The sequence below is a fragment of the Gordonia asplenii genome (genome assembly GCF_012933505.1).
GTDB classification, from domain to species: domain Bacteria; phylum Actinomycetota; class Actinomycetes; order Mycobacteriales; family Mycobacteriaceae; genus Gordonia; species Gordonia asplenii.
In genome coordinates this window covers 36,818-59,289 of record NZ_JABBNB010000021.1, presented here as the reverse complement: position 1 = coordinate 59,289, position 22,472 = coordinate 36,818, and the positions used below count along the sequence as shown (strand labels likewise).

Below are 22,472 nucleotides of genomic sequence, written 5' to 3'. Positions count from 1 at the left end.
GTGCCGCTTGCCGCGGCGGCGGAGAGCCCGCGTTCGCCGCCTGCTCCGGGACGCCGGCGGCTCAGCCGACCTTCGCGGTCGCGGCCAGCCCACCGTCGAGCGGAATCGTTGCTCCGGTGATGAACGACGATCCGCGGGCCGATAGGAAGATCGCCAGTGCTGCGGCGTCGTCGGGGACACCGATGCGGCCCAGCGGATTCGACGCTCGGAGTTGTTCGCCGTCGTCGTCGAGTGCGCCGGTGAGCATCTTCGTCGGGAAGGGACCGGGAGCGATCGCATTGACGAGGATCTTCGGCGCCAGCGTTGAGGCCATGTGCCTGGTCAGGTGATGCAGTCCGGCCTTGGCCGCCCCGTAGGAGAAGTTGTCGAAGTTGGGCACGGCGAGCCCGTCGATCGACCCGACGTTGAGTACGCGCGCAGGGTCATCGTGTCGGCTCGCGGCGTCGAGCAATGGTCGCAGCTGCTGAGTCAGCACGAACGGCGCGCGCAGGTTCAGGTTCAGAACTTTGTCCCACCCCGACACCGGGAATTCGTCGAACGATGCGCCCCAGGTGGCGCCGGCGTTGTTGACGAGTACGTGGAGCTCGGAGGTCTGCGCGGCGACGCGTCGGGCCAGGTCGGCGGATTCGTCGGGACTGCTCAGATCGGCGGGAAATGCCGTCACCGCACCGAACTCCGACAGCGTTTGCTCGGCCGCCGCACACGCCTCGGGTTTACGGGATGCGATGAACACCCGCGCACCGGCTTTGAGCAGCCCCTCGGCGATCATGTAGCCGATCCCCCGGGTGCCGCCGGTTACCAGAGCCGTCTTGCCCGCCACCGAGAAGAGATCGAGATCCGTCATATCGATTGTCCTGACTTGGAGTTGTTGAGTACGTGGATCCACCAAGGTCTACCGCCCGGTGGTGACTGAGCCGTCAGCGGCCCTGGAACACCGCGGGACGCCGTTCGACGAAGGATGCGATGCCTTCCATCGCATCGGCGCTGCCGAACACCGTGGCTTTGACCTCGTCGACGGCGTCGATCGCCGCTTGTTCGCCATCGCGCAGATACGCCAGCGCGGCGATTTTGGTCGCGCGCGTGCCGAGCGGTGCGTTGGCGCAGATCTCGCGTGCCAGTTCGATTCCGCGGTCGATGTGTTCGCCGAACGGTACGACTTCCTGGACGAACCCGAGCGCGAGAGCTCGTTGGGCGTCGAATCTGTCGGCGCGAAGCAGGTGATACATGGCATTCCCCCAGCCGGTGCGGGTCAGGTACCGGAAATGGGCTCCGCCCAGCGGAGCGATGCCGCGCGCGACCTCGAGCTGCTGGAAGACCGCCGTGTCGGCGGCTACCGCGATATCGGCGGCGAGCATCATCTCGACCCCGACGGTGAAGGTCAGGCCCTGCACCACCGAGACGACCGGTTTGGTGGTCCGGCGGCCGAGGCCGAAGGGATCGACCAGTGCCGGGTCGAGGTCGGCGTCGGCGCCGGGACCGAAGAACTTGGGCATGTCCAGGCCCGCGGTGGTGTGCTCCCCCGCCGCGCACAGGACCGCCCCCCACAGCGAATCGTCGTCGTCGAAGGTGGTGAGGTGACCCGCCAACTGCCGCATCATGTCCGGCGTGAAGGCGTTCTTCTTCGACTCGTTGTCGACGGTGATGACGGCGATGTGGTCCTCGGTGCGGAAGGTGACCTGACCGGTGTCGGTCGTGCTCATCGGTACTCCTGACTTGCTTGGGATGTTCCGGCGCCGATCCGACGCCTGCTGAAGCAGTAGACTAATCAGTCTAGACCAGATCGTCAATAACGAATCGAAATCGATCGCCGCACGATTCGAATTTGCGGTCGACTCGATGAATCGCCAGGTCAACCGTTCCGCGCGGAAGTGTTGACCGATTCGTCTAGACGACATAGTCTAGCGCCCGACGTGCTGAGATCGCCGTCGATTCCCTGGGTCGGGCGATGCCCGGCCGTCGCCTGCTGAAAGGTCGAAGATGTACCGCGTCCCCACCGATGACTACGCATTCCTGCTGTCGGAGTACTTCGAGCGCGACGTCGTCGCGCATGCGACCGACGGCGACCTCACCGCCGGCGACGCCGTCGCCGTCATCGCCGCCGCAGGCGAGTTCGCCGTCGAGGTTCTCCATCCGCTCAACGCCGTCGGCGATCGCGTCGGAGCTGCGTTGTCCGACGGCGTCGTCACCAGCCCGCCCGGCTACGTCGATGCGTACCGCCGCTACGCCGAGGGCGGTTGGGCGGGCACGTTCCTGCCCAAGGACATCGGCGGCGAAGGGGTGCCGTGGACCGTGCACGGCGCGCTGAGCGAACTGTGGAGCGCGTCCAACGCGGCGCTGTCGCTGTGTGCTGGACTGTCGATCGCCGCGGCACTCGCGTTGAACGCCGCAGCCGACGACGAGATCCGCGACACCTACCTCGCGCCGATTGTCGCCGGACGATGGACCGCCACGATGAACTTGACCGAGCCGCAGGCGGGAACCGACCTTGCGTCGATCACCACCGTCGCACGCCCGCAAGCCGACGGAACATGGGCGGTGACCGGCCAGAAGATCTTCATCACCTGGGGCGATCACGACCTCGCCGAGAACATCGTCCACCTCGTGCTGGCCCGCACGCCGGATGCACCGGCCGGCCTGGCGGGACTGTCGCTGTTCGTGGTGCCGAAGTACCTACCCGACGACGGCGTACCGGGCAGCCGCAATTCCATCACCACGGTGTCGATCGAGCACAAGCTCGGGATCCATTCCAGTCCCACCTGCGTACTGCAGTACGACGCCGCGGTCGGTCGGCTCGTCGGTGAACTCAACGGTGGACTCGCGGCGATGTTCGTGATGATGAACGCGAGCCGGATCGGCATCGGCGTCCAGGCGCTGGGCGTCGCCGACCGCGCGTTCCAGCAGGCCCGCGACTATGCCGCGCAACGCGTGCAGGGAACCGTGGTCGGGCGCGCCCCGGGCACCCCGATCGCCCAGCACCCCGACGTCGCGCGCCTGCTGATCTCGATGTCCAGCCGGATCTCCGCGTTCCGTGCGCTATCGATGCAGCTCGCGGTATGGCTCGACGCCGCGCAGCAGGACGATTCGACGCAGGCCCGTGAGCTGGCAGAGTTTCTGGTGCCGATCTTCAAGGGCTGGGTAACCGAGGAGGCCGTCGCGATCACCTCCGACGCCGTGCAGGTACATGGTGGCGTCGGCTTCATCGAGGAGACCGGCACGGCTCAGCACTACCGCGACGCGCGCATCTTCCCGATCTACGAGGGCACCACCGCCATCCAGTCCAACGACCTCGTCGGCCGCAAGATGCTCCGCGACCGGGGGCGTACCGCTGAACAGTTCTTCGCGCTCATCGAGAAGGACGTCGTCGAGCTGCGTGCGAGCAGCGATGCGGTGGCTGCGCGCACCGTCGAGCGGCTCGACCGTGCCCTGGCCGCGGCCCGGCGGGCGACCACCGCGCTCGTCGAGCACGCGGCGTCGAACCCCAGGAATGTATTCGCCGTCAGCGTGCCGTATCTCACGTTGTGCGGTCTGCTCGCCGGCGGCTGGGCACATGCTCGCCTCCTCGCCGCGCAGTTGCGGCGGGCAGACACGGACGACCGCCGTGTGATCGAGGCCGACTTCTACGGCGTGCACCAGCTCAGCCGCGTGCACGGTCTGCTCGAGATCATCGAAGCGGGCGAGGTCGCAGTCGGTGAGAAGCTCGCCTGACGGCTGGCGTGCGGGGGAGGTCGCGCACGACGGTGAGGGTCACAGCGACTCGAGCCATTCCACCAGTCGCTCCCCCTGCGAAGTCATGATCTGCGGGTCGCGTAGGGCGTTGGCCAGCAACGACATCCCCTGGTAGGCCGCCACCAGGGTCACGCCCAGCCCGTCGGGGTCGGGCAGTTCCAGTTCGCGGAACTGGTCGGCGGCCCACGCGATCAGCCGACGAAGCAGGTCGCCGGCCGCCGCATCCAGTTCTCCGTCCCTCCGCTTGTCGAGTTCGACGGCGAGTGTCCCCGTGGGGCAGCCGAATTGAGCCGCGACGTCGCGCTGGTCCACCCACATCCCGACGAGCGTCGTCAGTCGCTCGCGCGGATCGGCGATTTCGTTGAGCCGTCCGATGAGTTCGTCGAGACGTGCGCCGTGTTCCGACAGTGCCGCCTGCACCAAGTCGTCTTTGGTCTTGAAGTAGTAGTAGACGTTCCCGACGGGTACGTCGGCGGCGGATGCGATGTGGGCAAGGGTCGTTCGTTCGACGCCCTGCTCGTGCAATACCCGTGCGGCTTCGGTGGTGAGCCTTCGACGTTTGTCGGCCGCCCGGGCCCGCGGTCCCACTGAGTCAGTCACCCAACTAACTATAGACACCGGCAATGCGCGATGCTAGCTTCGGAGAGTAAGTCAGCCAACTAACTAAGCGAGGAAATCAGATGATCGTTGTTACCGGAGCAACCGGAAACGTCGGGCAACACGTGGTGCGATTGCTCAGCCGACAAGGCGAAGACGTCGTCGCAGTCTCACGACGACCCCGCATCGAGGGACTCGGAGCGGGGGCACGGCACGTCCGGGCCGACGTCGGCGATGCCGCGAGTATGCGACCGGCACTCACCGGCGCCGACGCCCTCTTCCTGCTGATCGGCGGCGAGTTGAACAGTCACGGCGAACCGCCGGCCGCGGTGATCGACGCCGCCGTTCAATCCGGCGTGAAACGCATCGTGTTGCAGTCATCGCAGGTCAGTGCCACTCGGCCCGACGTCGACTCGCACGCTCGCCTGCGCGAGTTCGAGGCGGCGGTGCGCGCCAGCGGCGTCGACGTCACCATTCTGCGGCCCAGCGGCTTCGCGTCGAACGCGTTCGGGTGGGCCGAGTCGGTGCGTACTGCCCGAACCGTCTTCGCGCCGTTCGGCGATGTCGGACTGCCCGTCGTCGACCCCGCCGACATCGCAGCCGTCGCGGCCACGGCTCTCACCCAGGCGGGCCACGCGGAACGCGTCTACGACGTCACCGGGCCACACCTGATCACGCCGCGCGAGCAGGCCGCGGTGATCGCCGACGTCGTCGGCGTCGACATCACCTTCGTGGAACTGACCCGCGAACAGGCGCGCGCACACTTGGCGCAGGTCATGCCCGAAGCGGTGATCGACGGCACGCTCGACGTCCTCGGGTTACCGCTGCCCACCGAACGGCGGGTCAGCCCCGACGTCGCGTCGGTCCTCGGTCATCCCGCCCGCCCGTTCGCCGAGTGGGTCACCCGCAACCGTCTTGCCTTCGCGTGAGTCAGTCCCCCAGCGACAGACGGCCTACGGCGTCGACGCCGGGCAGCTCCCGGCTCGCTGCCCAGGAAGCAAGCAGCCCGAGATTGTCGGCGGAGAGCGTGTGCGGTTCTGCGGTATAGGCGGTCAGCGTCAGCCCCGGCGCCGCGACCAATTCCATCGAGTCATAGGTGAGTTCGAGATATCCGACGGCCGGGTGGTTGAACTCCTTGACTCCGCCACGATGTGATCGCACGTCGTGAGCGCCCCAACGGACGCGGAAGGCCTCACTGCGCGTGGCGAGTTCGCCGACCAAGTTGATGAGCTCCGGATCCCGTGGATTGCGTCCGGACTCGGTTCGCAACAGCGCGACCGCGACCGACAGTGCGGCGTCGTAGTTCGGATAGAAGTCGGCCGCCCGTGGGTCCAGGAAGTCGAATCGGGCGAGGTTGCCCCGGTGGCGGGGGTCGTCGAGCACCGGCGAATAGAGTGCTCGCGCGAGAGCATTGGTCCCGACGATGTCGAGCCGACCGGTCCGCACGAAAGCCGCGGCAGTCGTCATCGAATCGAGTACGCGTTGAAGGCTTTCCGGCACGACCGGACTGTTGCGGCGGCGCGGCGTGCGTACCGGCTTCGCGCTGCGGGCGAGGTTGAACAGATGCTCGCATTCGATGTCGCTCAGTCGTAGTGCGCGCGCTACCGCATCCAGCACGTCCTCGGACACCCCGCTGATGTGGCCCTTCTCCAGACGCGTGTACCACTCTGGACTCACACCTGCGAGCACCGCGACTTCTTCCCGACGCAGACCGGGCACTCGACGTCGGCCGGTGTTGGGCAGGCCGACCTGCTCCGGGGTCAGCCGGGCTCGTCGGGTGACGAGAAAGTCGCGGATGTCTGCGCGGAGGTCCACGCCGACAACGCTACGACTCGGGGTCGTCGAATGGGAGGTCGCGCCGGTACCCCCATAACCGCGACCTTCCTCCCGGGTACCGAGGAGCGTGAGCTGGTTGGGTGAGCACAGCACTGGCATCTCCGACGACCACCCGCAGCCGTTCGACGCTGGTCGCGGCCATCATCGGGTTCTTTCTCATCACCCTCGACGCCGTTGTCGTGAACGTCACGCTGCCCACGATCCGCGCCGACCTCGGCGGCGGAATCGCGGGCCTGCAATGGGTGGTAGACGGGTACACCCTGATGTTCGCGGCGCTGCTGCTCACGGCGGGGTCGTTGGCGGACCGGGTCGGCGCCCGCACGGCGTTCGGTTCGGGAGTCGTGCTGTTCGTCGTCGCATCGGTCGGATGCGGGCTCGCGCCGAACCTCGCTGTCCTGGTGGCGGCACGTTTCGTCCAGGGCGCCGCGGCCGCCGCGATCATGCCCGCGTCGATGGCATTGATCCGCCAGGGCTACCCCGACCCTCGAGAACGTGGTCGAGCGATCGGCATCTGGGCGATGGGTGGTGCCGTCGCGTCGTCGGCCGGGCCGGTCGTCGGCGGGCTGTTGAATCAGATCGACTGGCGGTTGATCTTCTTCATCAACGCGCCGGCCGGTATCGCCGCGTTGCTGGTGCTCGCCCGCACCGCGTCGTCGACGACGCGGGCAGTGCCCTTCGACGTTCCCGGGCAGGTGACCGGTGTGATCGCCATGGGCGCGGTGACCTTCGGCGCCATCGAAGCCGGCTCACGCGGATTCGACGCCCCGCCGGTGATCGGCGCCTTCATCGTGGCGGTCGTCGCGGCGGTCGCGTTCTGGCTCCTCCAGAAGAACGTGCCGCACCCGATGCTGCCGTTGACGCTGCTGCACTCCCGCACCGTCCGCATCACGCTCGTCTGCGGGTTCGCCTTCATGGTCGGATACTACGGGCTCCCGTTCGTGATGAGTCTGTTCCTGCAACAGCATCGCGGACTCACCGCACTGCAGACCGGAGTCGCGTTCGGGCCGATGATGCTGATCGGACTCGTGGTCACCCCGTTCTCGGCCCGCCTCGCTGAGCGATTCGGCCGCCGAACGCTGATCGTCGCGGGGCTGGCGGTGATGGCCGTGGGACTCGTTACGATCGTGGTTCTGTCGTCGTCGACGCCCGTATGGTCGATCGCGTTGCTGATGATTCTCGTCGGGCTCGGTGGGCCGCTGGTAGCTCCACCCGCGACGGCTCTCCTGCTCGACGCCGTGCCCGCTGATCTGTCCGGCGTGGCGTCGGGCGTCTTCAACACCAGTAGACAGATCGGCGGAGCTTTGGCGATCGCTGTTTTCGGCGGTCTGCTCGCCCAACCCGACACGTTCGTTCGCGGAGTGCGCGTCAGTCTTGTGATCGCGGCGGTGGCCGCGTGCCTCGCCGGTGCTGTGGCGCTGCGGCTGCCCCGCGTGTCGGGAAGTTCGTGAGCCGGGTACGCGGTTACTGCGAGGTTTTTCCGACCACGTCGGACGTTGTGTCCAGGGTCGCGAGGAAATTCAGAATCGTTCGCCCGTAGAGGTCGGGATGGGTGAAGCGGAACATGTGGCCGGTGTTGTTCAGAATCACTTCGCTCGCGCTGGGCAGACCGTCGCGCAGTACCTGTGCCGCTTGCTCACCCACGAGCTGATCGTCCTCCGGGGTGATCAGCAGTGTAGGAACGTCGACCTTGCCGAGCTGATCGCGCACGTCGAACGAGATGACGCTCGCTACTCGCGCGTTGTACGACTCGGCCGGAGTATTCGCCAGGAACAGCTGGCGGTAGTCCTCCTTGGTGTGCGGAACTTCGGCCCCGACGTCGTACTTCGATGCGAGGCTCGCGGCGTGATACCGCAGCGTGCCGTTGCGGTACAGGGCGCCGGTGATGTGGTGGGCGTTGCGCCCGAAAGTGTTCTTCCAGGCCGGCAGTGGATTTGCGGCGAATCCGCCGGACAGCACGAGTCCGCGTAGGCCCGTCGGCTGCCGTAGCGCCAGCGTCAGACTGATGACGGCACCGAACGAGTCCCCCACCAACACGTAGTCGGACAGATCGGCGACCTGCGCCGCGACGAAGTCGGCGTAGCGCTCGACGTCGTCGAGCGCTTCGGGCAATCGCATAGTCCGTACCGGGTACGCGGCTTTGAGGGGGCTGAGCTGACGGTCGTCCCACGGGGCGCCGGAGAAGCACGGGACGGTGACGAGCGTGGGCGTAGTGGTCATGGTTGGCCTCTTTCGACGGTGACTGCCACTTAGTTAGGTGACGTGTCATCTATTAATACATGACACGTCATGGATTGTCGATATGCTGTGCTGTGACGATGGAATCGATCGAGGAGTTTCGCTATCTCGTCCTCGCCGCCCAACGGGAAGGCGCGCGAGCGCTGGCGACTGCCCTCAAGCCGTACGGGCTCACCGTGTCGCAAGCCGAAGCGATCGCCGTGTTGAGGGACGCGTCGACGCCGTTGACGGTTCGCGAGATCGGCCAACGACTCGTCTGTGAGGGCGGCAGTCCCAGCAGGTTGATGGCGACGTTGACGCACAAGGGCTTGGTGCACTCCGTCATCGGGGCGCAGGATCGACGCACCACTGTCCTCTCGCTCACCGAGTCGGGCCTCGACGCCGCGCGCACGGTCCGGGAGATCGAAGAGAACCTTTATGCCGCACTGGGATTCGTGCTCGACGCCGACAGACTCGACGCCGTGATTCCGGTGCTGCGGTCACTCGTCGCGCAGCTTCCCGCCGGGCAGGCGCTGCAGCGCAGAATTCTGGATCGAGAGGCGGAGTGAAGAAGTGTGCGCCCGGCAGATCTCACGTTTGCGGTGCGCGTGGCGTCTACTCGGTGAAGGAGGGCAGACGATGCACACCCAACTGACCGGCTCGCCCGGTCGAATCCGATGAAGCAGCCTTTCGAGCGGATCGTCGACGAACACGGAGATCGTGTGTTGCGGGTATGCCGAGCAGTTCTCGGTCCGCACGACGCTGATGACGCATGGTCGGAGACTTTTCTGGCCGCGCTGCGCGCCTATCCCGAGTTGGCCGAGACGGCCAACGTCGAGGCTTGGCTGGTGACGATCGCACATCGTAAGGCGATCGACGTCGTGCGGGCCCGTGCCCGCAATCCGCTGCCGGTCGAACAGTTGCCGGAGCGCGCCAGCACCGATGGTCTCCCCGGTTCGGGGCATCCTGAGCTGTGGGCAGCGCTCGCCGACCTGCCGGATAAGCAGCGGCACGCGATCGCATACCACTACATCGGTGGACTGCCGTATTCGGCGGTCGCCGAACTTGTCGGAGGCAGCGTCGACGCAGCACGGCGAGCCGCCGCCGATGGCATGAAGAAATTGAAGAAGACAGTTCCGGGCGCGATCATGGAAGGAGAAACCTCATGAACACCGATCCGTCCGACGCCCCGATCCTCGACGTCCTTCGCTCGCCGGCGACATCGAATTCCCTCGAGTCGCTGCGCGCTCGGCTCGCGGTGGCCGCGGCGCAGGAGAATCTACTCGATGTCGCGTACACGACGATCGACTCCCCCGTCGGCGCGCTCCTGCTGGCGGCTACCCCGAAGGGCCTGGTGCGGGTCGCCTACGCCAACGAAGGCCATGATCATGTCCTGGACACGCTGGCGCACAAACTGAGTCCGCGGATTCTGCGCGCCCCGGCCCGGCTCGACGTCGCGGCCCGCGAACTCGACGAGTACTTCACCGGTCGCCGGCACGGCTTCGACCTCCCGCTCGATTTGTCGCTCTCTCATGGGTTCCGGCAACTCGTACAGCAGCATCTGCCCGAGATCGGGTACGGCGAAACCCGGAGTTACCGGCAGATGGCCGAACTCGTCGGGAACCCCAATGCCGTACGGGCGGTGGGGACGGCGTGCGCTACCAACCCGCTGCCGATCGTCGTGCCGTGCCACCGCGTCGTCCGCTCCGATGGTTCGCCGGGCGGATATGTCGGCGGGCTGGCCGCCAAGGCGACCCTCCTCGGACTGGAGGCGGCATGACCGCCGGTGCGGGATCGTGGCAGCAACGTGTCGATTCCGCTGATTGGCGGGCCGTCGCCGCCGAGCTCGACGACGACGGCGCGGCGCCGTTGCCGCAGTTGCTGACGCTGCGGGAGGCCGCTGAGATTCGGGACATGTACGACGACGTCGACCGGTTCCGATCGACCATCGACATGGCCCGCTACCGATTCGGCAGTGGCCAGTACCGGTACTTCCGCGAACCGTATCCGGAGCCGATCGCCGCACTCAAACAGGCGTTGTATCCGCGGTTGCTGCCGATTGCCCGAGACTGGGCGATCAAGCTCGGGCGTCCGGCGTCGTGGCCGGAGTCGTTCGACGAGTGGCTGGATCGCTGTCATGCGGCCGGGCAGACCAAGTCGACGGCGATCCTGTTGCGCTACGCCGCCGATGACTGGAACGCGCTGCACCAGGATTTGTACGGAGATCTCATTTTCCCGATGCAGGTCGTCGTCAACCTGAGCGAGCCGGGAGTCGATTTCACCGGCGGGGAGTTCCTGCTCGTCGAGCAGCGGCCCCGAGCCCAATCGCGTGGGACGGCCTTCACTATCCCGCAGGGACACGGGTTGGTCTTCACCACCCGGGAACGGCCCGTCGCATCGACCCGCGGGTGGTCGATCGGTCCGATCCGGCACGGAGTATCACGCGTGCGATCAGGTCAGCGGCACACACTCGGCCTGGTCTTCCACGACGCACGGTGAGCGATGTTCACACTGATCGACGCCGACGGCCGCCCGTACGAGTCTCCGGTGAAAGGACTCTGGGGCGGACATCGGCGCGCGAAGATCTACGGCACCCTGGACTGTCGAGCCGCGCGGCACACGATCGACCGCGGCGGGTACGTACGGCATCGGGTGTTCTTCGCCGACGAGGCGACGGCGATCGCAGCCGGATACCGACCCTGTGCGGTGTGCTGCGCGGACCGATATCGGGCATGGAAAGCGCAGTGAATCTGTATGTCACGCAGTTGAACCGGGACTGATCGCTGCTGGACCGGGCAGACGGGACGTCGCAAAGGTCTTCCGATAGGCGCCAGGTGTCGGCACCGCCATCCTTGTTGCGTCACTACTGACTGACGCTGCAGCCGGCCGGCGCCCACGAAACACGGGACGCTCGCCATAGGATGACCCGCCTATTCGGGGGTAGCTGAAACTGCCTAACGAAGAGTTCGACGCAGGCCGTTGGTTTCACCCGGGCGCATGGCTGTGTCGGCACCCGGGTGCGGGCGTCGTGGCGGATTCACTTGCACTGCTGTGGTTTTCGGGTCTATTCGCGTTGCGGTGGTGACGGGGTGGTCGGGCCTCGGTGGTGTTTGTTCCAGGTGCGGCGCAGGATGATTTCGGGGAAGAACGTGTTGTTCACCCGCGGGATACGGTCCGGGTCGGCGGGGTCGATCCACCCGACCCGCCCCTTATCGGGGCCGTCGGGGATGATGACGGTCTTCCACTGATCATCTAGCGGGCCTTCGCGCCGGTTGTCGTGACCGCACGCCGCCCCGAGGTTCCCGATCGTCGTGCGCCCGCCGTTCTCCCACCGGCGCACATGGTGGGCCTGCGAGCCGAACATCGATTCCCGGCATTTCGGTTTGGTGCATCCTCGGTCCCGGCCGAAAGAGGCGAACCGTTGTGCGGTGTTCGCCGACCGGCGGCCGGTGCCGTAGAAGATCACATCAGAGGTGTCATCGTCGAAGACGACCACGACCATCTCGCCGGTGCCCGGATCTCTCATCACCAGGTCGATCACATCAGTGACCGGCACCGTACTACCGGTGGCCGTGGTGGCGAACCCCCGCCCGTCTTCCATGTCCTTCTTCGACGCGGTGACCACGATGTGGGCGGGTAGCCCGTTCAACGTTCCGTCGGTGCTGGCGCTCGCGTGCGCGCAGATCGCGATGAGCGCATCGTGGCGACGCTGCCCGGCCGTCCGCCGATCCCGCTTGGCCGCCTCGGCCAACACATGCGGGTCGACGCCCGGCGCGTTGACCGCACCCCGCGGCGAGTCGGGATCGTCCGGGTTGTTCATCCCCTTGGCGGCGAACAACTCCATCGCCAACTCGACCACGGCCCGCCCCGCCGGCGTCAGGTGCCCGGTCAGGGTGGACATCAACTGCTGATCCTGCGACGACAGGTAGAGGTCGCGTTGTCGTACCCGGTCCTGCTCATCGGTCACCTGACCGTCGGGATCCAGATACGCCAACAACCGCGCACCGACATTCTCCAACTCTCGCGGCGTCAGCTGGGTCGCGAACTCCGCCATCGACGCCTCCGCCGACGCGACGACATCCGGGCTCACCGACGTGGGGATCTTCCGCATCGTCTTGATGATCACGTCGACATGCGTGCGGGAAATCTGCCCGGCACGCAGCGCCTCGGCCGTGTCGGGAAGGGTGGGCGCGATCGTCTCACCACTGGGGGTCTGACCCGCGGCGAGTTTCCCGGCGTGCTCGCGGCGCCGATTGGTTTCCCCCCGCCCGACATTCAACGCTTGTTCGTAGAAGCCGTGCACCGACCCCACCGAAGTGATCATCGGGCCCGGGCGTCGTTGCAGATTGTCGGCGTAGCGGGCGACCGTCAGGGCCTCGACCCGTCGAGACAGTTCCTCGGTGAGTCGGGTCACCTCGACCAACTCGGCGTCCGAACACACCACCGTCGACACGTCGGACAGCGCAGTGACCGACGCGAGGGCATCCCGGTAACCACCCACGACCCGCTCGGCAGGCATCACCGCCGCTGTTCGCGTCACCGCACTCACCTCCCCAGGCCGGCCCAATCGTCAGGTCCCCTTCGAACCTATATTCGACAATACCGCCACCCACTGACAACTTATTGTGTGCCGGATCCGGTGCACCAAGCCGACCGGAAAGCGTTTCGTCACGCGTCTCACATCCAGGTCGCCGACACCGCCTCCAGGTGCGATTCTCACGAAAAGACATGTGTCGCAATATGATTCATTGAGATGGAGAGCAGATCTCATGTCGATCGAGGACAACAAGGCAATCGTCGGCTGCTGGTTCACCGAGTTCTGGGGCGAGAACTTGGACCCCCGCCGTCATCGACGAACTCGCCGCACCCGACATCCGCTTCGAACACTCCCTGCATCAGCCACTGCGCAGCCGGGACCAGGTCCGCGAGTTCGCCACCGGCTTCCGAGCGGCGTTCCCCGATCTCAACTCCTGGGGTACCGCCGATCTGATCGCCGAGGGTGCATACATCGTGGGTCAAGGGGAGGGCGGCGGCACTCACACCGGCGATGCCACCGCCCCACACCACGATGGGTCTCCCCCACAGCCGGCCCTAATCTCGCCGCACGCTTCAACTCCTCGGACAACACACGAGCAGCAGCAGCTAAATGAGTGACACCTCGCATGAATGCGGACGTCGACAGCCGACGGATCCGCGCGCACATCCGCGTCTCCCACAGTCGTCTTCATGAATCCAAACAGATAGCTCGCCCTTCTGGGAGCTCTCAACACTAATTCTGGGTATGGACTTGTGCGGCCGCCAATAGCGACCGCGATCGATTAACTGCCGAGACCGCATCGGCGCCGCACTCGCCCCCTCCGTAGCGACCGCACAAAGCGTGTGGATCCGCACACCGAACACCGGCCGATCACTATCGTTTCGCAACATCACCTTCCACCGCTGCCTGCCCTCATCGTCGAGCCCACCCCGGGCCAGCGCGGATAATCGGACCAGCTTGGCCTGAGTTGCCTGGTCCTCGCGCGCGGCCGCACGGTCCTCGCTGCGATCCCGCTCCGCACGGCGACGATCCTCCTGCGCACGCAGATACGTGACCGCAGCGATACCGACCGACACGCACGTGGCCAGCGACCCTACCGCGCTCACCCATGCGGGCACGGTCCCCCAATCGGTACTCGCCCACCGGCGCGCCGCTAGAAATGCCATGCACCCCACCGTGACTACCGGCCCGATCGCCGACACACTGATCAGCACCCGCATACCGCGACGACGCGCGAACGGTTTGGCACACCACTGGCCCCACTGCGTTGAACTCATCGACGGCGCCTACAAACCCCGGCATCACCGGCCAATGCCGATCCCGCCGCCCCGAAGATCACTCCGGTCATACGCACCGCCCGCGGTAGTGGCTGAGTCCTTGCCCCTTGTTGCGTTTCTTGCTCTGCCCGCGTGGTCCGCCTTTCGGCGCCCGAACCCATTTGCCATTCGAATCGATACCGGGCATCGCTTCGGAAAAGGCTCGGCTGTACTGGGTTTCGCCCTCAACGGTGAGGATTCCGTTCTCGACGTCAATCATCGCGATCGTCGCCCAGAACGCATTCTTGTTGTTGCCCACATGCACGAGAATTTCGTCAGCATCCGGCCCTGGAAGCCCTTTGCGGCCGCGGCGCCCGTACCGCACCGCAACACGCGGGTTGCCGAACGTGTTCAATGCGCCGAGCCCGTTGTCGACCGACTGGTACACCGACACTGCCATCTGGCCGTTCTCCTGGGGCAGCACCTGTACCTGCTCAACCGCAGGCTTCCCGCGACCCGGGCCCTTACTGTCCCCGAAATGCTTCACATTGGGCCACGCGTCGAGGCTGCCATGGCGGCCCGGATCACCACTGATCACCACGTAGTCGTTCGTCTGTTCGTTGCGGACGAAAAAGTAGACGTCGAGATCGCCTGTGCCATAGCTGGTTACCTTGCCCGACTTGCCATACTTTGCGCCCCGCCCGTCCCATTCCAGCCCCACCGTCAGCACCCAGTCCGGATCTCCCTGGCTCTTACGCAGGTCAATCGTCGCAGTCCTGGACGCCGACTCCTTCGTCATCGAGATCCGAACCTTCTCCATGCTGACCGGCGAACCCGCCGACGGCGCGGGCGCGGGCGCCGGTGACGCGGGCGACTCGACGAGTTCCGGTTCATCAACGCTGATCCCATGGTCGGTCGCAAACGCCGCCAAACCATCCTGGTACCCCTGCCCGATCGCGTCGATCCGCCATCCATCGCCACGGCGGTAGAACGCCACCGTCTGCAGCACCGTCTCCGTAGTCAACGCTTCAGGGCAGAACACGAACGACGACGACCCGCTCACACGGATCGAAAGTCCCATCACCGCACCGAAACTGACCCCCTGAGCCTCAGTGCTGCCGGTGATCAACACTCTGCTGATGTCGGCAGGAACACGATTCAGGTCGACCTCGACCACATGCCCGGCACTTATCTCCACACCCGGACCGACCGGCTGATTGAAGAACACGAAGTCGTCGTCGGAACGAACCCTCCCCGACACAGCAAGCAACACTGCCGCCGCATCAACCAGCCCATCAGACGCCGAGTCGAGCGCCACGGTATACCGGCCCGCCGGCACATCTACCCGCGCACCCTTCATGAGTTCATTCATCAAAACCTCTCTCACTCCAACAAGTTCGAACCAACTGGCATACGCCTGGCGCGGTCCAGCCGCTCAGGTCCCGATCAGCGTAGGACCCACGGGTGACACCCCCTCAAGACAGACCAGGCAGATCAACTAACAGCCCGGCCGCCACAGCCGATTACAAACCACCATCTGCGATTTCCCCAACCCTGCTGCCGCCGCCCGACATGAGCCACCCGGCACGAAGGTCTTCACGGCATCGGTAACATTGACGATTCGTACGCGGCACGATCGTCGGAAGAACGTTGTCGCGCACGGTTTCTCCGGTCGGTCGACCATTTCGACGTCAGTCCCCGAGGACCCGGCGATCGGCCAACAGGACCCGACACGACGCCGCATCGTCGATGAATCCACCCCCGACTGCGTCACCGTCCAAACCTCATAGAGCACAGCAAGCAGATCGCCGACAATGACTGCAGGGCACCGCCCCTAGATGACTTCCGGATCTCCGGTTGAAATATCTACTCGCCGAGGACGTCGTCTGCTTTGATCACCGTGCGTCGCCGCAGCAGCTCCGGTGTGGCTCCCTCCTCTTGCTGTCCGGTCCCTCCGCCGCCGCACACGTTTACCGGCCGATTCTTGGCGAATGCGGCGGCGGCAGCAGCGATGACCCCGGCAAACAGACATCCTCAGCACCCGCCCATCGTCACACCACCCCCGTATACAGCGACGGCCCCAGCAGCAAGTCACCATCGAGATGACTCGCAATGTTCCGCATGAACTCCCGCACCGGCTCCCTGACCTCAAACCGCGGGTCCTGCACCGCCGCAAGCGCTCTGAACATCTCCGCCAGCACGCGCCGGTCGACCGGAGTGGACTCCTTCAGATCAACCAGCCGCATCAGATCATCGAACGCGTAGCGGCTGCAGAGTCGAGCGATATCGTCAGCATCACGGCCACGGGTCGGATCCGCGTACACCGTCAGCACCTTGTTCGCCCCCAACTCCAACGGATCAAGCACCGGCCCCACCCGGGTGTCCAGCGTCGGCCGCGCCCGATAGTCGACGCCGATCTCCACCTTGACAGCACCGCCACCCGGGGGCGTCACCATCAGCCGCCGCAAGCTCCCTTCCGGACTCGGCGACACATCAACCACCTCATAGCCCGCTGCCCTGAATGCCGCGCTCACCCGATCGGTAATCGCGAACGTGTCCTCTGTCAGCCTCGCCGCGAACGCACCGAGATCCTCAGTGTCGCGATCGGTGAGACCGAGGATAATCAGACCGGCGCCACCCGCAAGACTCAGGTGCCCATGCCCGGCATCCAGTAGAATCACCGCAGCCCGTTCTTGCAGGCGTCAATCCCACAGAAATCCGCTCTGCCGCAACACTGCCCGCCATACCGACTGATGCCGTCGCGACCACAGCCGACATCACGAATCCGGTCCCCCGGCAGACCCCGACCAATCCAGGTGACGAGGCAACCGCACCTTGCGCCGCGGCGCGAACACCGCCGTCCATACGCCATCAGGGACGATGACCGGACCACGCCGATTCTCCGGATCCACCACCGCAAACGTCGCGTGAGCGACATGCTCCCACCGCGTCAGCCGCCCCTGCACCTCCGGGCTGAGCGCACGATCCCCCGACAACCACCGACTTACCGTAGCCTGCGTCGTATTCAACGCCCACGCCAACTCCTGCTGAGTCATCCCCGGCGCCGATCGACGATCCTTCACATCAACCGCAACGCCCACACCAGCAAATATACGAACTCTCCAAGAACACAACCAAGCTCTCAAAGAATCAGACACGTCGGACAACGCAAGGACACCGCGGCGCGCCGACTCAACCTCAGACGGAGAGCTACCAGTCGCGGCTGTCGTACGCCGGCTCACGGGTCAGCCGCACCGCCCGGACTCTCCACGCAGTGCCGAACTCGACATACACCGTCGCATCGAGCCCCGCCGGTCACGATGTTCACCAACGGACGCCCTTGCCGCCAACGGCGCGGTGAATTTTCGTGATCAGCCCGCCGCGGGACGTCCCAATGCCAGGCCTCACACCCCACGGAAGATCGTCTTGTACTCCAAGTACGCGTCGAGCGCCGTCGGCCCCAGTTCGCGGCCGAGTCCACTGTTCTTGACGCCGCCGAACGGGGCGTCCATCGGGAACGACGCCGAGTTCACCCCGACGGTTCCGCTGACGATCCGTCGAGCGACGTCGGTGGCTTTGTCGACGTCGGGCGAGAACACTCCGCCGCCGAGCCCGTAGTCGGAGTCGTTGGCGATCGCGACGGCCTCGTCGACCGAGTCGTACGGCAACACCACCACGACGGGTCCGAAGATCTCCTCGCGCGCGATGCGCATGTCGTTGCGGACATCGCGGAAGACGGTCGGCTCGACGTAGTACCCGCGATCGAATCCTTCGGGCCGGCCTCCTCCGGTGACGATCCGGGCACCTTCTTCGACGCCGAGTGTGAGGTAGGCCTCGACGCGGTCTCGTTGCGTGGCATTGACCAGCGGGCCGAAGAAGTTCGCCGGATCGTCGGGATCGCCGAGGGGAATCGCCTTCATGGTGTCGGCGATGAAGTCGACTATCTCGTCGTAACGCTCGCGCGGCGCGAGGATGCGAGTCAATGCACGACACGTCTGCCCGGTGTTGGGCGTGCACGCCGACATCACGAATGGCTTGAAGGCCTGCAGGTCGACGTCGTCGAGCAGGATGCCCGCCGATTTTCCGCCGAGTTCCAAGGTAACGTGCTTGAGATCCGAAGCACATTGCGCCGCAATGGCTTTGCCCGCAGCGGTGGAACCGGTGAAGGCGATCTTGCGCACCCCGGGATGGCGGACCAGCGCGGCGCCGGTCTCGCGTCCACCGGTGACGATGTTCGCGACACCGTCGGGCAGGCCGGCCTCGGCGAACAGCTCTGCGAGAACGAACGAGTCGAGCGAGGTCTCCGCCGCGGGCTTGATGACGGTGGTGCAGCCCGCCGCCAGTGCCGGGCCGATCTTCCAGGCCGTCAGCGGCTGCGGCCCGTTCCACGGGACGATCGCTCCGACGACGCCGACCGGTTCCCGACGGATCACCGCGTCTCCGGTCATGGTGGTGCGCTGTTCCTCCACGCGCAGGTCGTCGGCGAGCGACGCGAAGTAGCGGTAGTTGGCGGGCACCATCGTCTGCATCGCCTTCGCGAGCCCGATCGGTGTACCGTTCTGCCTGCTCACCAGCGCGGATACCTCGTCCGACCGCGCCTCGAAGGCATCGGCTAGAGCCCGCAGCCGGTCCCCGCGCTCGGTCGGAGACGTCGCCGCCCAGTCAGCACTCGCCGCCCGCGCTGCGTGCACCGCGGCGTCGACATCGACGTCGTCACCGTCGACGACGGACCCGAACACCTCTTCGCTGGCCGGGTTGACGACGTCGATCCGCGCGGTCGAATGGGCCTGCTGCAAGCGTCCGTCGATGAAGTGGGTGGTGCGGTGAAAAGTGTTGTCGGCCATGGACTCTCCTCATTGTCTCGTTGCCCTCACCATAGGCCGAGCGAGGTCGACCGAGTGTCCAGATAGTTGGACATCAGTCGTCGCCGACTCCGCTGACAATCGTCAGTGAGGCGGCGCAGCCGGGCATCGTCGCCGGCCGAACAAGCACACGCACTCCCCTATCACTGCAACGAAAGAGACTGGAAATGCTCACATTTGATAACAAGGTGGCCCTGGTCACCGGCGCCGGCCGGGGATTGGGTCGCTCGCACGCTCAGTTGCTCGCCGAACGCGGTGCCGCCGTCGTCGTGAACGACGCCGACGCCGCGGCCGCCGATGAGGCGGTCGCCGCGATCACCGCGGCGGGCGGCCGGGCCGTCGCCAACCACGACGACATCACCACCTCTGCCGACGCCGTCGTAAACGCCGCGGTGGAGGCGTTCGGCCGGCTCGACATCGTGGTGAACAACGCTGGCGTCGACCGTCCGTCGCCGTTCGGTGCAAGCGTTGTCGACGAGGTCCGTCGACACCTGGAGATCAACTTCCTCGGTACCGTGGCCATCACCGCGGCGGCCTGGCCGCATCTCGTCGCGAGCGGCGCCGGCCGCGTGATCAACACCTGCTCCCCCACCCTCGCCGGTTGGGAGGGTGAGTCGGCGTATGTCGCGTCGAAGGGTGCCGTGTACGCCTTCACGCGCACGCTGTCGATCGAAGCGCTCAAAGCGGGTATCCGGGTCAATGCGATCGCGCCGACCGCCTACACCCGGATGGCCGCGGAGGCCGACATTCCGGACTCCTTGAAGGAAACGCTGGAGAAGAGTTACACGACCGCGATGGTGTCACCCGTCGTCGCCTATCTCGCGCACGAGGAATGCGGCGTCGCAGGCGAGGTCATTCTGGCCCAGGGCGGACTCATCCAGCGCTTCTCGCTGGCGATGAACGACGGCTACACCAATACCGAGATCGCGCCGGAGGACGTCGCCGCCAATCTCTCTGAGATTCTCGATGATTCGACCGCGAAGCCACTCGGCGTGATCGGCTCGGCGGATGAGACCTCACTGCTCGACCTGTTCGACTGATCTCCGATCGGCAGGCCGGCGACCTGAGTGACCTCACGGGGGTCTACTTCGGTTCGCCGGCCCAGATCCCCTGCTTCTCCAAGGATGCGATCAGCTCGTCGGCACCGGACATGATGTGATCGCGCATCAGATCGTTCGCCTGTTTGCTGCGCTTGCGGGCCAGCGCCTGCAGGATTTTCGGGTGGGCCTCCAACGTGTCGTCGTTGTGGCCCTCGATGTCGTTGTAGAACCGGTTCGGCAACTGCTTGACGATCATCGCCAGCATCAACGCCAACCGGCGTGAGTCGGCCGCCAGATTGATGGTGCGGTGGAACTCGTGCCCCAGCGCGATCGTCACGTCCGACGACGCGTTCTCCGCCATCGCTGCCGCGTGCTGCTCGTTGAGGTCCTCGAGATGGGCGAGCTGCTCGGGGGTGATCCGCTTGGCCGCGCGCGCCGCGAGTTCGCCGGCGAGTGTGGCCTGCGCCCAGAACAGATCGCGCACGTCCTCAGCACTGAACGTCGAGACGACGAATCCCCGGCGCGGTACCAGCTCGACGAATCCCTCGCCCGACAACAGCAGCAGTCCCTCCCGTACCGGTGTGTTGCTGACGCCGACCGCCGCGGCGATCGGCTCGGTGCGCAGGAACTCGCCGGGGCGGACCTGCCCGGAGATGATCAGTTCGCGCACATAGGCGGCGACGTCTTCGGAGAGCTGCGCGCGACCGTTCGCACGTTGGCGTGGCAACTCGCGAACGGAATCCATCACAGCCACCGGACCTTTCTCGAAAGTGAATGGGACTTTATGTATTATGCCCCACCGAATAGTGTTGTGCCCCACCGACGGCGGCGCGCCCGCGAGAAGGCGGGCGCGCCGGCGAATCCGGTCGCCGACCGCGGATCAGCCCAGATTGATGTAGACCGCTTTCGAGTACAGGTAGCTCTCGACGTGTTCCCGGCCGCCCTTCCACCCGTAGCCGCTCATCTTGGTCCCACCGAATCCGATCGCCGGATCGAGCACGCCGTAGCAGTTCACCCAGACGGTGCCGGCGTCGATCGCCTGCGAAACCTTGTGTGCCGTACCGAGATTCTCGGTCCATAGCCCGCCGGCGAGCCCGTACGGCGTGGCGTTGGCGAGAGTGATCGCCTCGTCGACGGTGTCGAACGGAATGACGGTGGCGACCGGACCGAAGATCTCCTCGCGCGCGATCGTCATCTCGTTGTTCGCGCCGGAGAACACCGTCGGCTCCACGTAGAAGCCGTTCGCGTACTCCCCAGCCAACCGGCGACCACCCACCGCGAGCTGCGCTTCATCGTTGCCGATGTCGATGTAGCCCAGCACGCGATCCAGCTGACGCTGCGAAATGAGCGGTCCCAGTTGGGTATTCGGGTCCAGGCCGTTGCCGACGCGGATCGTCTTGGTGAAGTCGGCCATCCGCGCGACGAATTCCTCGTGGATGGCCCGCTGCACGAAGATCCGGGTGCCCGCGACGCAGACCTGCCCACTGTTGGTGAACACGCCCATCGCGGCACCGGGCACCGCCTTGTCCAGGTCGGCGTCGGCGAAGACGATGTCGGGCGATTTGCCGCCGAGTTCCATCTGCAGGCGCTTCAGGTTGCCCGCCGACGCCCGGACGATGGTCTGGGCGGTGCCGACCGAACCGGTGAAGGCGATCCGGTCGACGCCGTGGTGCTCGGCGAGCGCCGACCCGGCGTCTTTGCCGTATCCGGTCACCACGTTGATCACGCCGTCGGGGACGCCGGCCTGTTGCATCAGCTCGGCGACCCGCAGCACCGACAACGACGCGTCCTCGGCCGGCTTGAGCACCGCGGTGCAACCGGTGGCCAGGGCCGGCCCGAAGATCCACCACAGTCCGATCAGCGGACCATTCCACGGGATGATGCCGCCGACGACGCCCACCGGTGGTCGGTAGCGCAGGGTGAGGAAGTCGCCGGGCAGCGAATTCTCTGCTGCTGCAACGGTTCCGGCGTCGACCTGGCCGGCGAAGAACTGCAACACCTGCGACGTCCACTCACGCAGGCCCATCGTCCGCGACAGCGGCGCCCCCATGTCGAGGGTCTCGATCAGTGCGAGTTCGTCGAAGTTGTCCAGCAGGATGTCGTGGACGTCGAGAATCAGTTTGCGGCGCTGATGCGGCGTCCAGCCGCTCCACGGGCCCTCGAATGCGGCGCGGGCAGCGGCGACGGCGCGATCGACGTCGACCGAATCACTCGCCGCGATGGTGCCCAGCGCCCCGCCGGTCGCGGGATTGATGACGTCGATCGTGGCGCCCGACGCGGCCGGTACCCACTGCCCGCCGATGAGGTTGTGTTTCGCGCCGCCGATGAAGGCCGGTGTGGGCGGTGCCGCGGCAAGGTGTGCAGTCATGTGTAGTTTCTCTTCCTCGATGGTGAATAGTGTTTG

General features: G+C 65.9%; 22 protein-coding genes. 10 read left to right on the top strand and 12 right to left on the bottom strand.

From position 1 onward, the window contains the following. Positions 1-61: 61 nt before the first annotated feature. Together HH308_RS18775 and HH308_RS18770 are read right to left on the bottom strand one after the other, a co-directional pair. Entirely contained in the window at positions 62-844 is a 783-nt protein-coding gene (locus HH308_RS18775; protein WP_170195770.1) for an SDR family oxidoreductase, read from the bottom strand. 73 nt (positions 845-917) lie between these two features. Continuing rightward, entirely contained in the window at positions 918-1,700 is a 783-nt protein-coding gene (locus tag HH308_RS18770) for a crotonase/enoyl-CoA hydratase family protein (protein ID WP_170195769.1), read from the bottom strand. 277 nt (positions 1,701-1,977) lie between these two features. Here HH308_RS18770 and HH308_RS18765 point away from each other — a divergent pair, with 277 nt between their 5' ends. After that, entirely contained in the window at positions 1,978-3,705 is a 1,728-nt protein-coding gene (locus HH308_RS18765; protein ID WP_170195768.1) for an acyl-CoA dehydrogenase family protein, read from the top strand. 39 nt (positions 3,706-3,744) lie between these two features. On the opposite strand, the gene HH308_RS18760 is transcribed toward HH308_RS18765, so the two are convergent. Beyond that, positions 3,745-4,326, bottom strand: coding sequence for a TetR/AcrR family transcriptional regulator (locus HH308_RS18760; RefSeq protein ID WP_170195767.1), 582 nt, complete (start codon positions 4,324-4,326; stop codon positions 3,745-3,747). 80 nt (positions 4,327-4,406) lie between these two features. Between HH308_RS18760 and HH308_RS18755 the strand changes: the two genes are divergently transcribed. Beyond that, positions 4,407-5,252 carry an NAD(P)H-binding protein gene (locus tag HH308_RS18755; protein WP_170195766.1) on the top strand — a complete coding sequence of 282 codons (846 nt, stop codon included), beginning with the start codon at positions 4,407-4,409 and terminating at the stop codon, positions 5,250-5,252. Position 5,253: 1 nt separating this feature from the next. On the opposite strand, the gene HH308_RS18750 is transcribed toward HH308_RS18755, so the two are convergent. Beyond that, entirely contained in the window at positions 5,254-6,138 is an 885-nt protein-coding gene (locus tag HH308_RS18750) for a helix-turn-helix transcriptional regulator (protein ID WP_312870700.1), read from the bottom strand. Positions 6,139-6,239: 101 nt separating this feature from the next. Here HH308_RS18750 and HH308_RS18745 point away from each other — a divergent pair, with 101 nt between their 5' ends. Then, on the top strand, positions 6,240-7,607 hold the full coding sequence (locus HH308_RS18745) for an MFS transporter (protein ID WP_312870699.1): 1,368 nt from the start codon (positions 6,240-6,242) through the stop codon (positions 7,605-7,607). A gap of 13 nt (positions 7,608-7,620) precedes the next feature. Here HH308_RS18745 and HH308_RS18740 read toward each other — a convergent pair whose 3' ends face one another. Further along, positions 7,621-8,376, bottom strand: coding sequence for an alpha/beta fold hydrolase (locus HH308_RS18740; protein ID WP_170195764.1), 756 nt, complete (start codon positions 8,374-8,376; stop codon positions 7,621-7,623). Positions 8,377-8,474: 98 nt separating this feature from the next. Here HH308_RS18740 and HH308_RS18735 point away from each other — a divergent pair, with 98 nt between their 5' ends. The 5 genes from HH308_RS18735 to HH308_RS18715 all read left to right on the top strand — a co-directional run bounded on the left by HH308_RS18735 (position 8,475) and on the right by HH308_RS18715 (position 11,121). Beyond that, positions 8,475-8,942: a MarR family winged helix-turn-helix transcriptional regulator gene (locus HH308_RS18735; RefSeq protein ID WP_170195763.1), complete on the top strand. Its 468-nt coding sequence runs from the start codon at positions 8,475-8,477 to the stop codon at positions 8,940-8,942. 108 nt (positions 8,943-9,050) lie between these two features. After that, positions 9,051-9,542 carry an RNA polymerase sigma factor gene (locus tag HH308_RS18730; protein WP_170195762.1) on the top strand — a complete coding sequence of 164 codons (492 nt, stop codon included), beginning with the start codon at positions 9,051-9,053 and terminating at the stop codon, positions 9,540-9,542. Continuing rightward, positions 9,539-10,153, top strand: coding sequence for a methylated-DNA--[protein]-cysteine S-methyltransferase (locus HH308_RS18725; protein WP_170195761.1), 615 nt, complete (start codon positions 9,539-9,541; stop codon positions 10,151-10,153). The genes HH308_RS18730 and HH308_RS18725 overlap by 4 nt, the downstream gene beginning before the upstream one ends. Continuing rightward, on the top strand, positions 10,150-10,872 hold the full coding sequence (locus tag HH308_RS18720; protein WP_170195760.1) for a 2OG-Fe(II) oxygenase: 723 nt from the start codon (positions 10,150-10,152) through the stop codon (positions 10,870-10,872). Before HH308_RS18725 ends, HH308_RS18720 begins: the two co-directional genes overlap by 4 nt. 3 nt (positions 10,873-10,875) lie before the next feature. Beyond that, a complete protein-coding gene (locus tag HH308_RS18715) occupies positions 10,876-11,121 on the top strand; it encodes an Ada metal-binding domain-containing protein (protein WP_170195759.1) in 246 nt (81 codons plus the stop codon). 316 nt (positions 11,122-11,437) lie between these two features. Here the strand turns inward: HH308_RS18715 and HH308_RS18710 are convergent, their stop codons facing one another. Beyond that, a complete protein-coding gene (locus HH308_RS18710; protein ID WP_170195758.1) occupies positions 11,438-12,913 on the bottom strand; it encodes an HNH endonuclease signature motif containing protein in 1,476 nt (491 codons plus the stop codon). A gap of 224 nt (positions 12,914-13,137) precedes the next feature. On the opposite strand from HH308_RS18710, the gene HH308_RS30725 reads away from it, so the two are divergent. Then, on the top strand, positions 13,138-13,527 hold the full coding sequence (locus HH308_RS30725; protein ID WP_376767236.1) for an ester cyclase: 390 nt from the start codon (positions 13,138-13,140) through the stop codon (positions 13,525-13,527). 727 nt (positions 13,528-14,254) lie between these two features. On the opposite strand, the gene HH308_RS18700 is transcribed toward HH308_RS30725, so the two are convergent. The 4 genes from HH308_RS18700 to HH308_RS18685 all read right to left on the bottom strand — a co-directional run bounded on the left by HH308_RS18700 (position 14,255) and on the right by HH308_RS18685 (position 19,010). Next, positions 14,255-15,538, bottom strand: a complete 1,284-nt coding sequence (locus HH308_RS18700; RefSeq protein WP_170195757.1) for a TerD family protein — start codon at positions 15,536-15,538, stop codon at positions 14,255-14,257. 679 nt (positions 15,539-16,217) lie between these two features. Beyond that, complete coding sequence (locus tag HH308_RS18695; protein ID WP_170195756.1) at positions 16,218-16,847, bottom strand: hypothetical protein; 630 nt, start codon at positions 16,845-16,847, stop codon at positions 16,218-16,220. A 96-nt stretch (positions 16,848-16,943) separates the two neighbouring features. After that, positions 16,944-17,267: a helix-turn-helix domain-containing protein gene (locus HH308_RS18690; protein ID WP_170195755.1), complete on the bottom strand. Its 324-nt coding sequence runs from the start codon at positions 17,265-17,267 to the stop codon at positions 16,944-16,946. A gap of 303 nt (positions 17,268-17,570) precedes the next feature. Further along, positions 17,571-19,010, bottom strand: a complete 1,440-nt coding sequence (locus HH308_RS18685; RefSeq protein ID WP_170195754.1) for an aldehyde dehydrogenase — start codon at positions 19,008-19,010, stop codon at positions 17,571-17,573. 185 nt (positions 19,011-19,195) lie between these two features. Here HH308_RS18685 and HH308_RS18680 point away from each other — a divergent pair, with 185 nt between their 5' ends. Continuing rightward, positions 19,196-20,068, top strand: coding sequence for an SDR family NAD(P)-dependent oxidoreductase (locus HH308_RS18680; RefSeq protein ID WP_170195753.1), 873 nt, complete (start codon positions 19,196-19,198; stop codon positions 20,066-20,068). A gap of 43 nt (positions 20,069-20,111) precedes the next feature. Here the strand turns inward: HH308_RS18680 and HH308_RS18675 are convergent, their stop codons facing one another. Together HH308_RS18675 and HH308_RS18670 are read right to left on the bottom strand one after the other, a co-directional pair. After that, on the bottom strand, positions 20,112-20,813 hold the full coding sequence (locus tag HH308_RS18675) for a GntR family transcriptional regulator (RefSeq protein WP_170195752.1): 702 nt from the start codon (positions 20,811-20,813) through the stop codon (positions 20,112-20,114). Positions 20,814-20,948: 135 nt separating this feature from the next. Next, complete coding sequence (locus tag HH308_RS18670; RefSeq protein WP_170195751.1) at positions 20,949-22,436, bottom strand: aldehyde dehydrogenase family protein; 1,488 nt, start codon at positions 22,434-22,436, stop codon at positions 20,949-20,951. Between the last annotated feature and the right edge of the window lie 36 nt (positions 22,437-22,472).

Bases quoted from the DNA above. Each gene is read 5' to 3' on its own strand.
- HH308_RS18680 (WP_170195753.1), top strand. From the start codon at position 19,196: ATGCTCACATTTGATAACAAGGTGGCCCTGGTCACCGGCGCCGGCCGG.
- HH308_RS18675 (WP_170195752.1), bottom strand. From the start codon at position 20,813: ATGGATTCCGTTCGCGAGTTGCCACGCCAACGTGCGAACGGTCGCGCG.
- HH308_RS18715 (WP_170195759.1), top strand. From the start codon at position 10,876: ATGTTCACACTGATCGACGCCGACGGCCGCCCGTACGAGTCTCCGGTG.
- HH308_RS18775 (WP_170195770.1), bottom strand. From the start codon at position 844: ATGACGGATCTCGATCTCTTCTCGGTGGCGGGCAAGACGGCTCTGGTA.
- HH308_RS18735 (WP_170195763.1), top strand. From the start codon at position 8,475: ATGGAATCGATCGAGGAGTTTCGCTATCTCGTCCTCGCCGCCCAACGG.
- HH308_RS18770 (WP_170195769.1), bottom strand. From the start codon at position 1,700: ATGAGCACGACCGACACCGGTCAGGTCACCTTCCGCACCGAGGACCAC.
- HH308_RS18725 (WP_170195761.1), top strand. From the start codon at position 9,539: ATGAACACCGATCCGTCCGACGCCCCGATCCTCGACGTCCTTCGCTCG.
- HH308_RS18700 (WP_170195757.1), bottom strand. From the start codon at position 15,538: ATGAATGAACTCATGAAGGGTGCGCGGGTAGATGTGCCGGCGGGCCGG.
- HH308_RS18765 (WP_170195768.1), top strand. From the start codon at position 1,978: ATGTACCGCGTCCCCACCGATGACTACGCATTCCTGCTGTCGGAGTAC.
- HH308_RS18740 (WP_170195764.1), bottom strand. From the start codon at position 8,376: ATGACCACTACGCCCACGCTCGTCACCGTCCCGTGCTTCTCCGGCGCC.
- HH308_RS18755 (WP_170195766.1), top strand. From the start codon at position 4,407: ATGATCGTTGTTACCGGAGCAACCGGAAACGTCGGGCAACACGTGGTG.
- HH308_RS18730 (WP_170195762.1), top strand. From the start codon at position 9,051: ATGAAGCAGCCTTTCGAGCGGATCGTCGACGAACACGGAGATCGTGTG.
- HH308_RS18720 (WP_170195760.1), top strand. From the start codon at position 10,150: ATGACCGCCGGTGCGGGATCGTGGCAGCAACGTGTCGATTCCGCTGAT.
- HH308_RS18685 (WP_170195754.1), bottom strand. From the start codon at position 19,010: ATGGCCGACAACACTTTTCACCGCACCACCCACTTCATCGACGGACGC.
- HH308_RS18670 (WP_170195751.1), bottom strand. From the start codon at position 22,436: ATGACTGCACACCTTGCCGCGGCACCGCCCACACCGGCCTTCATCGGC.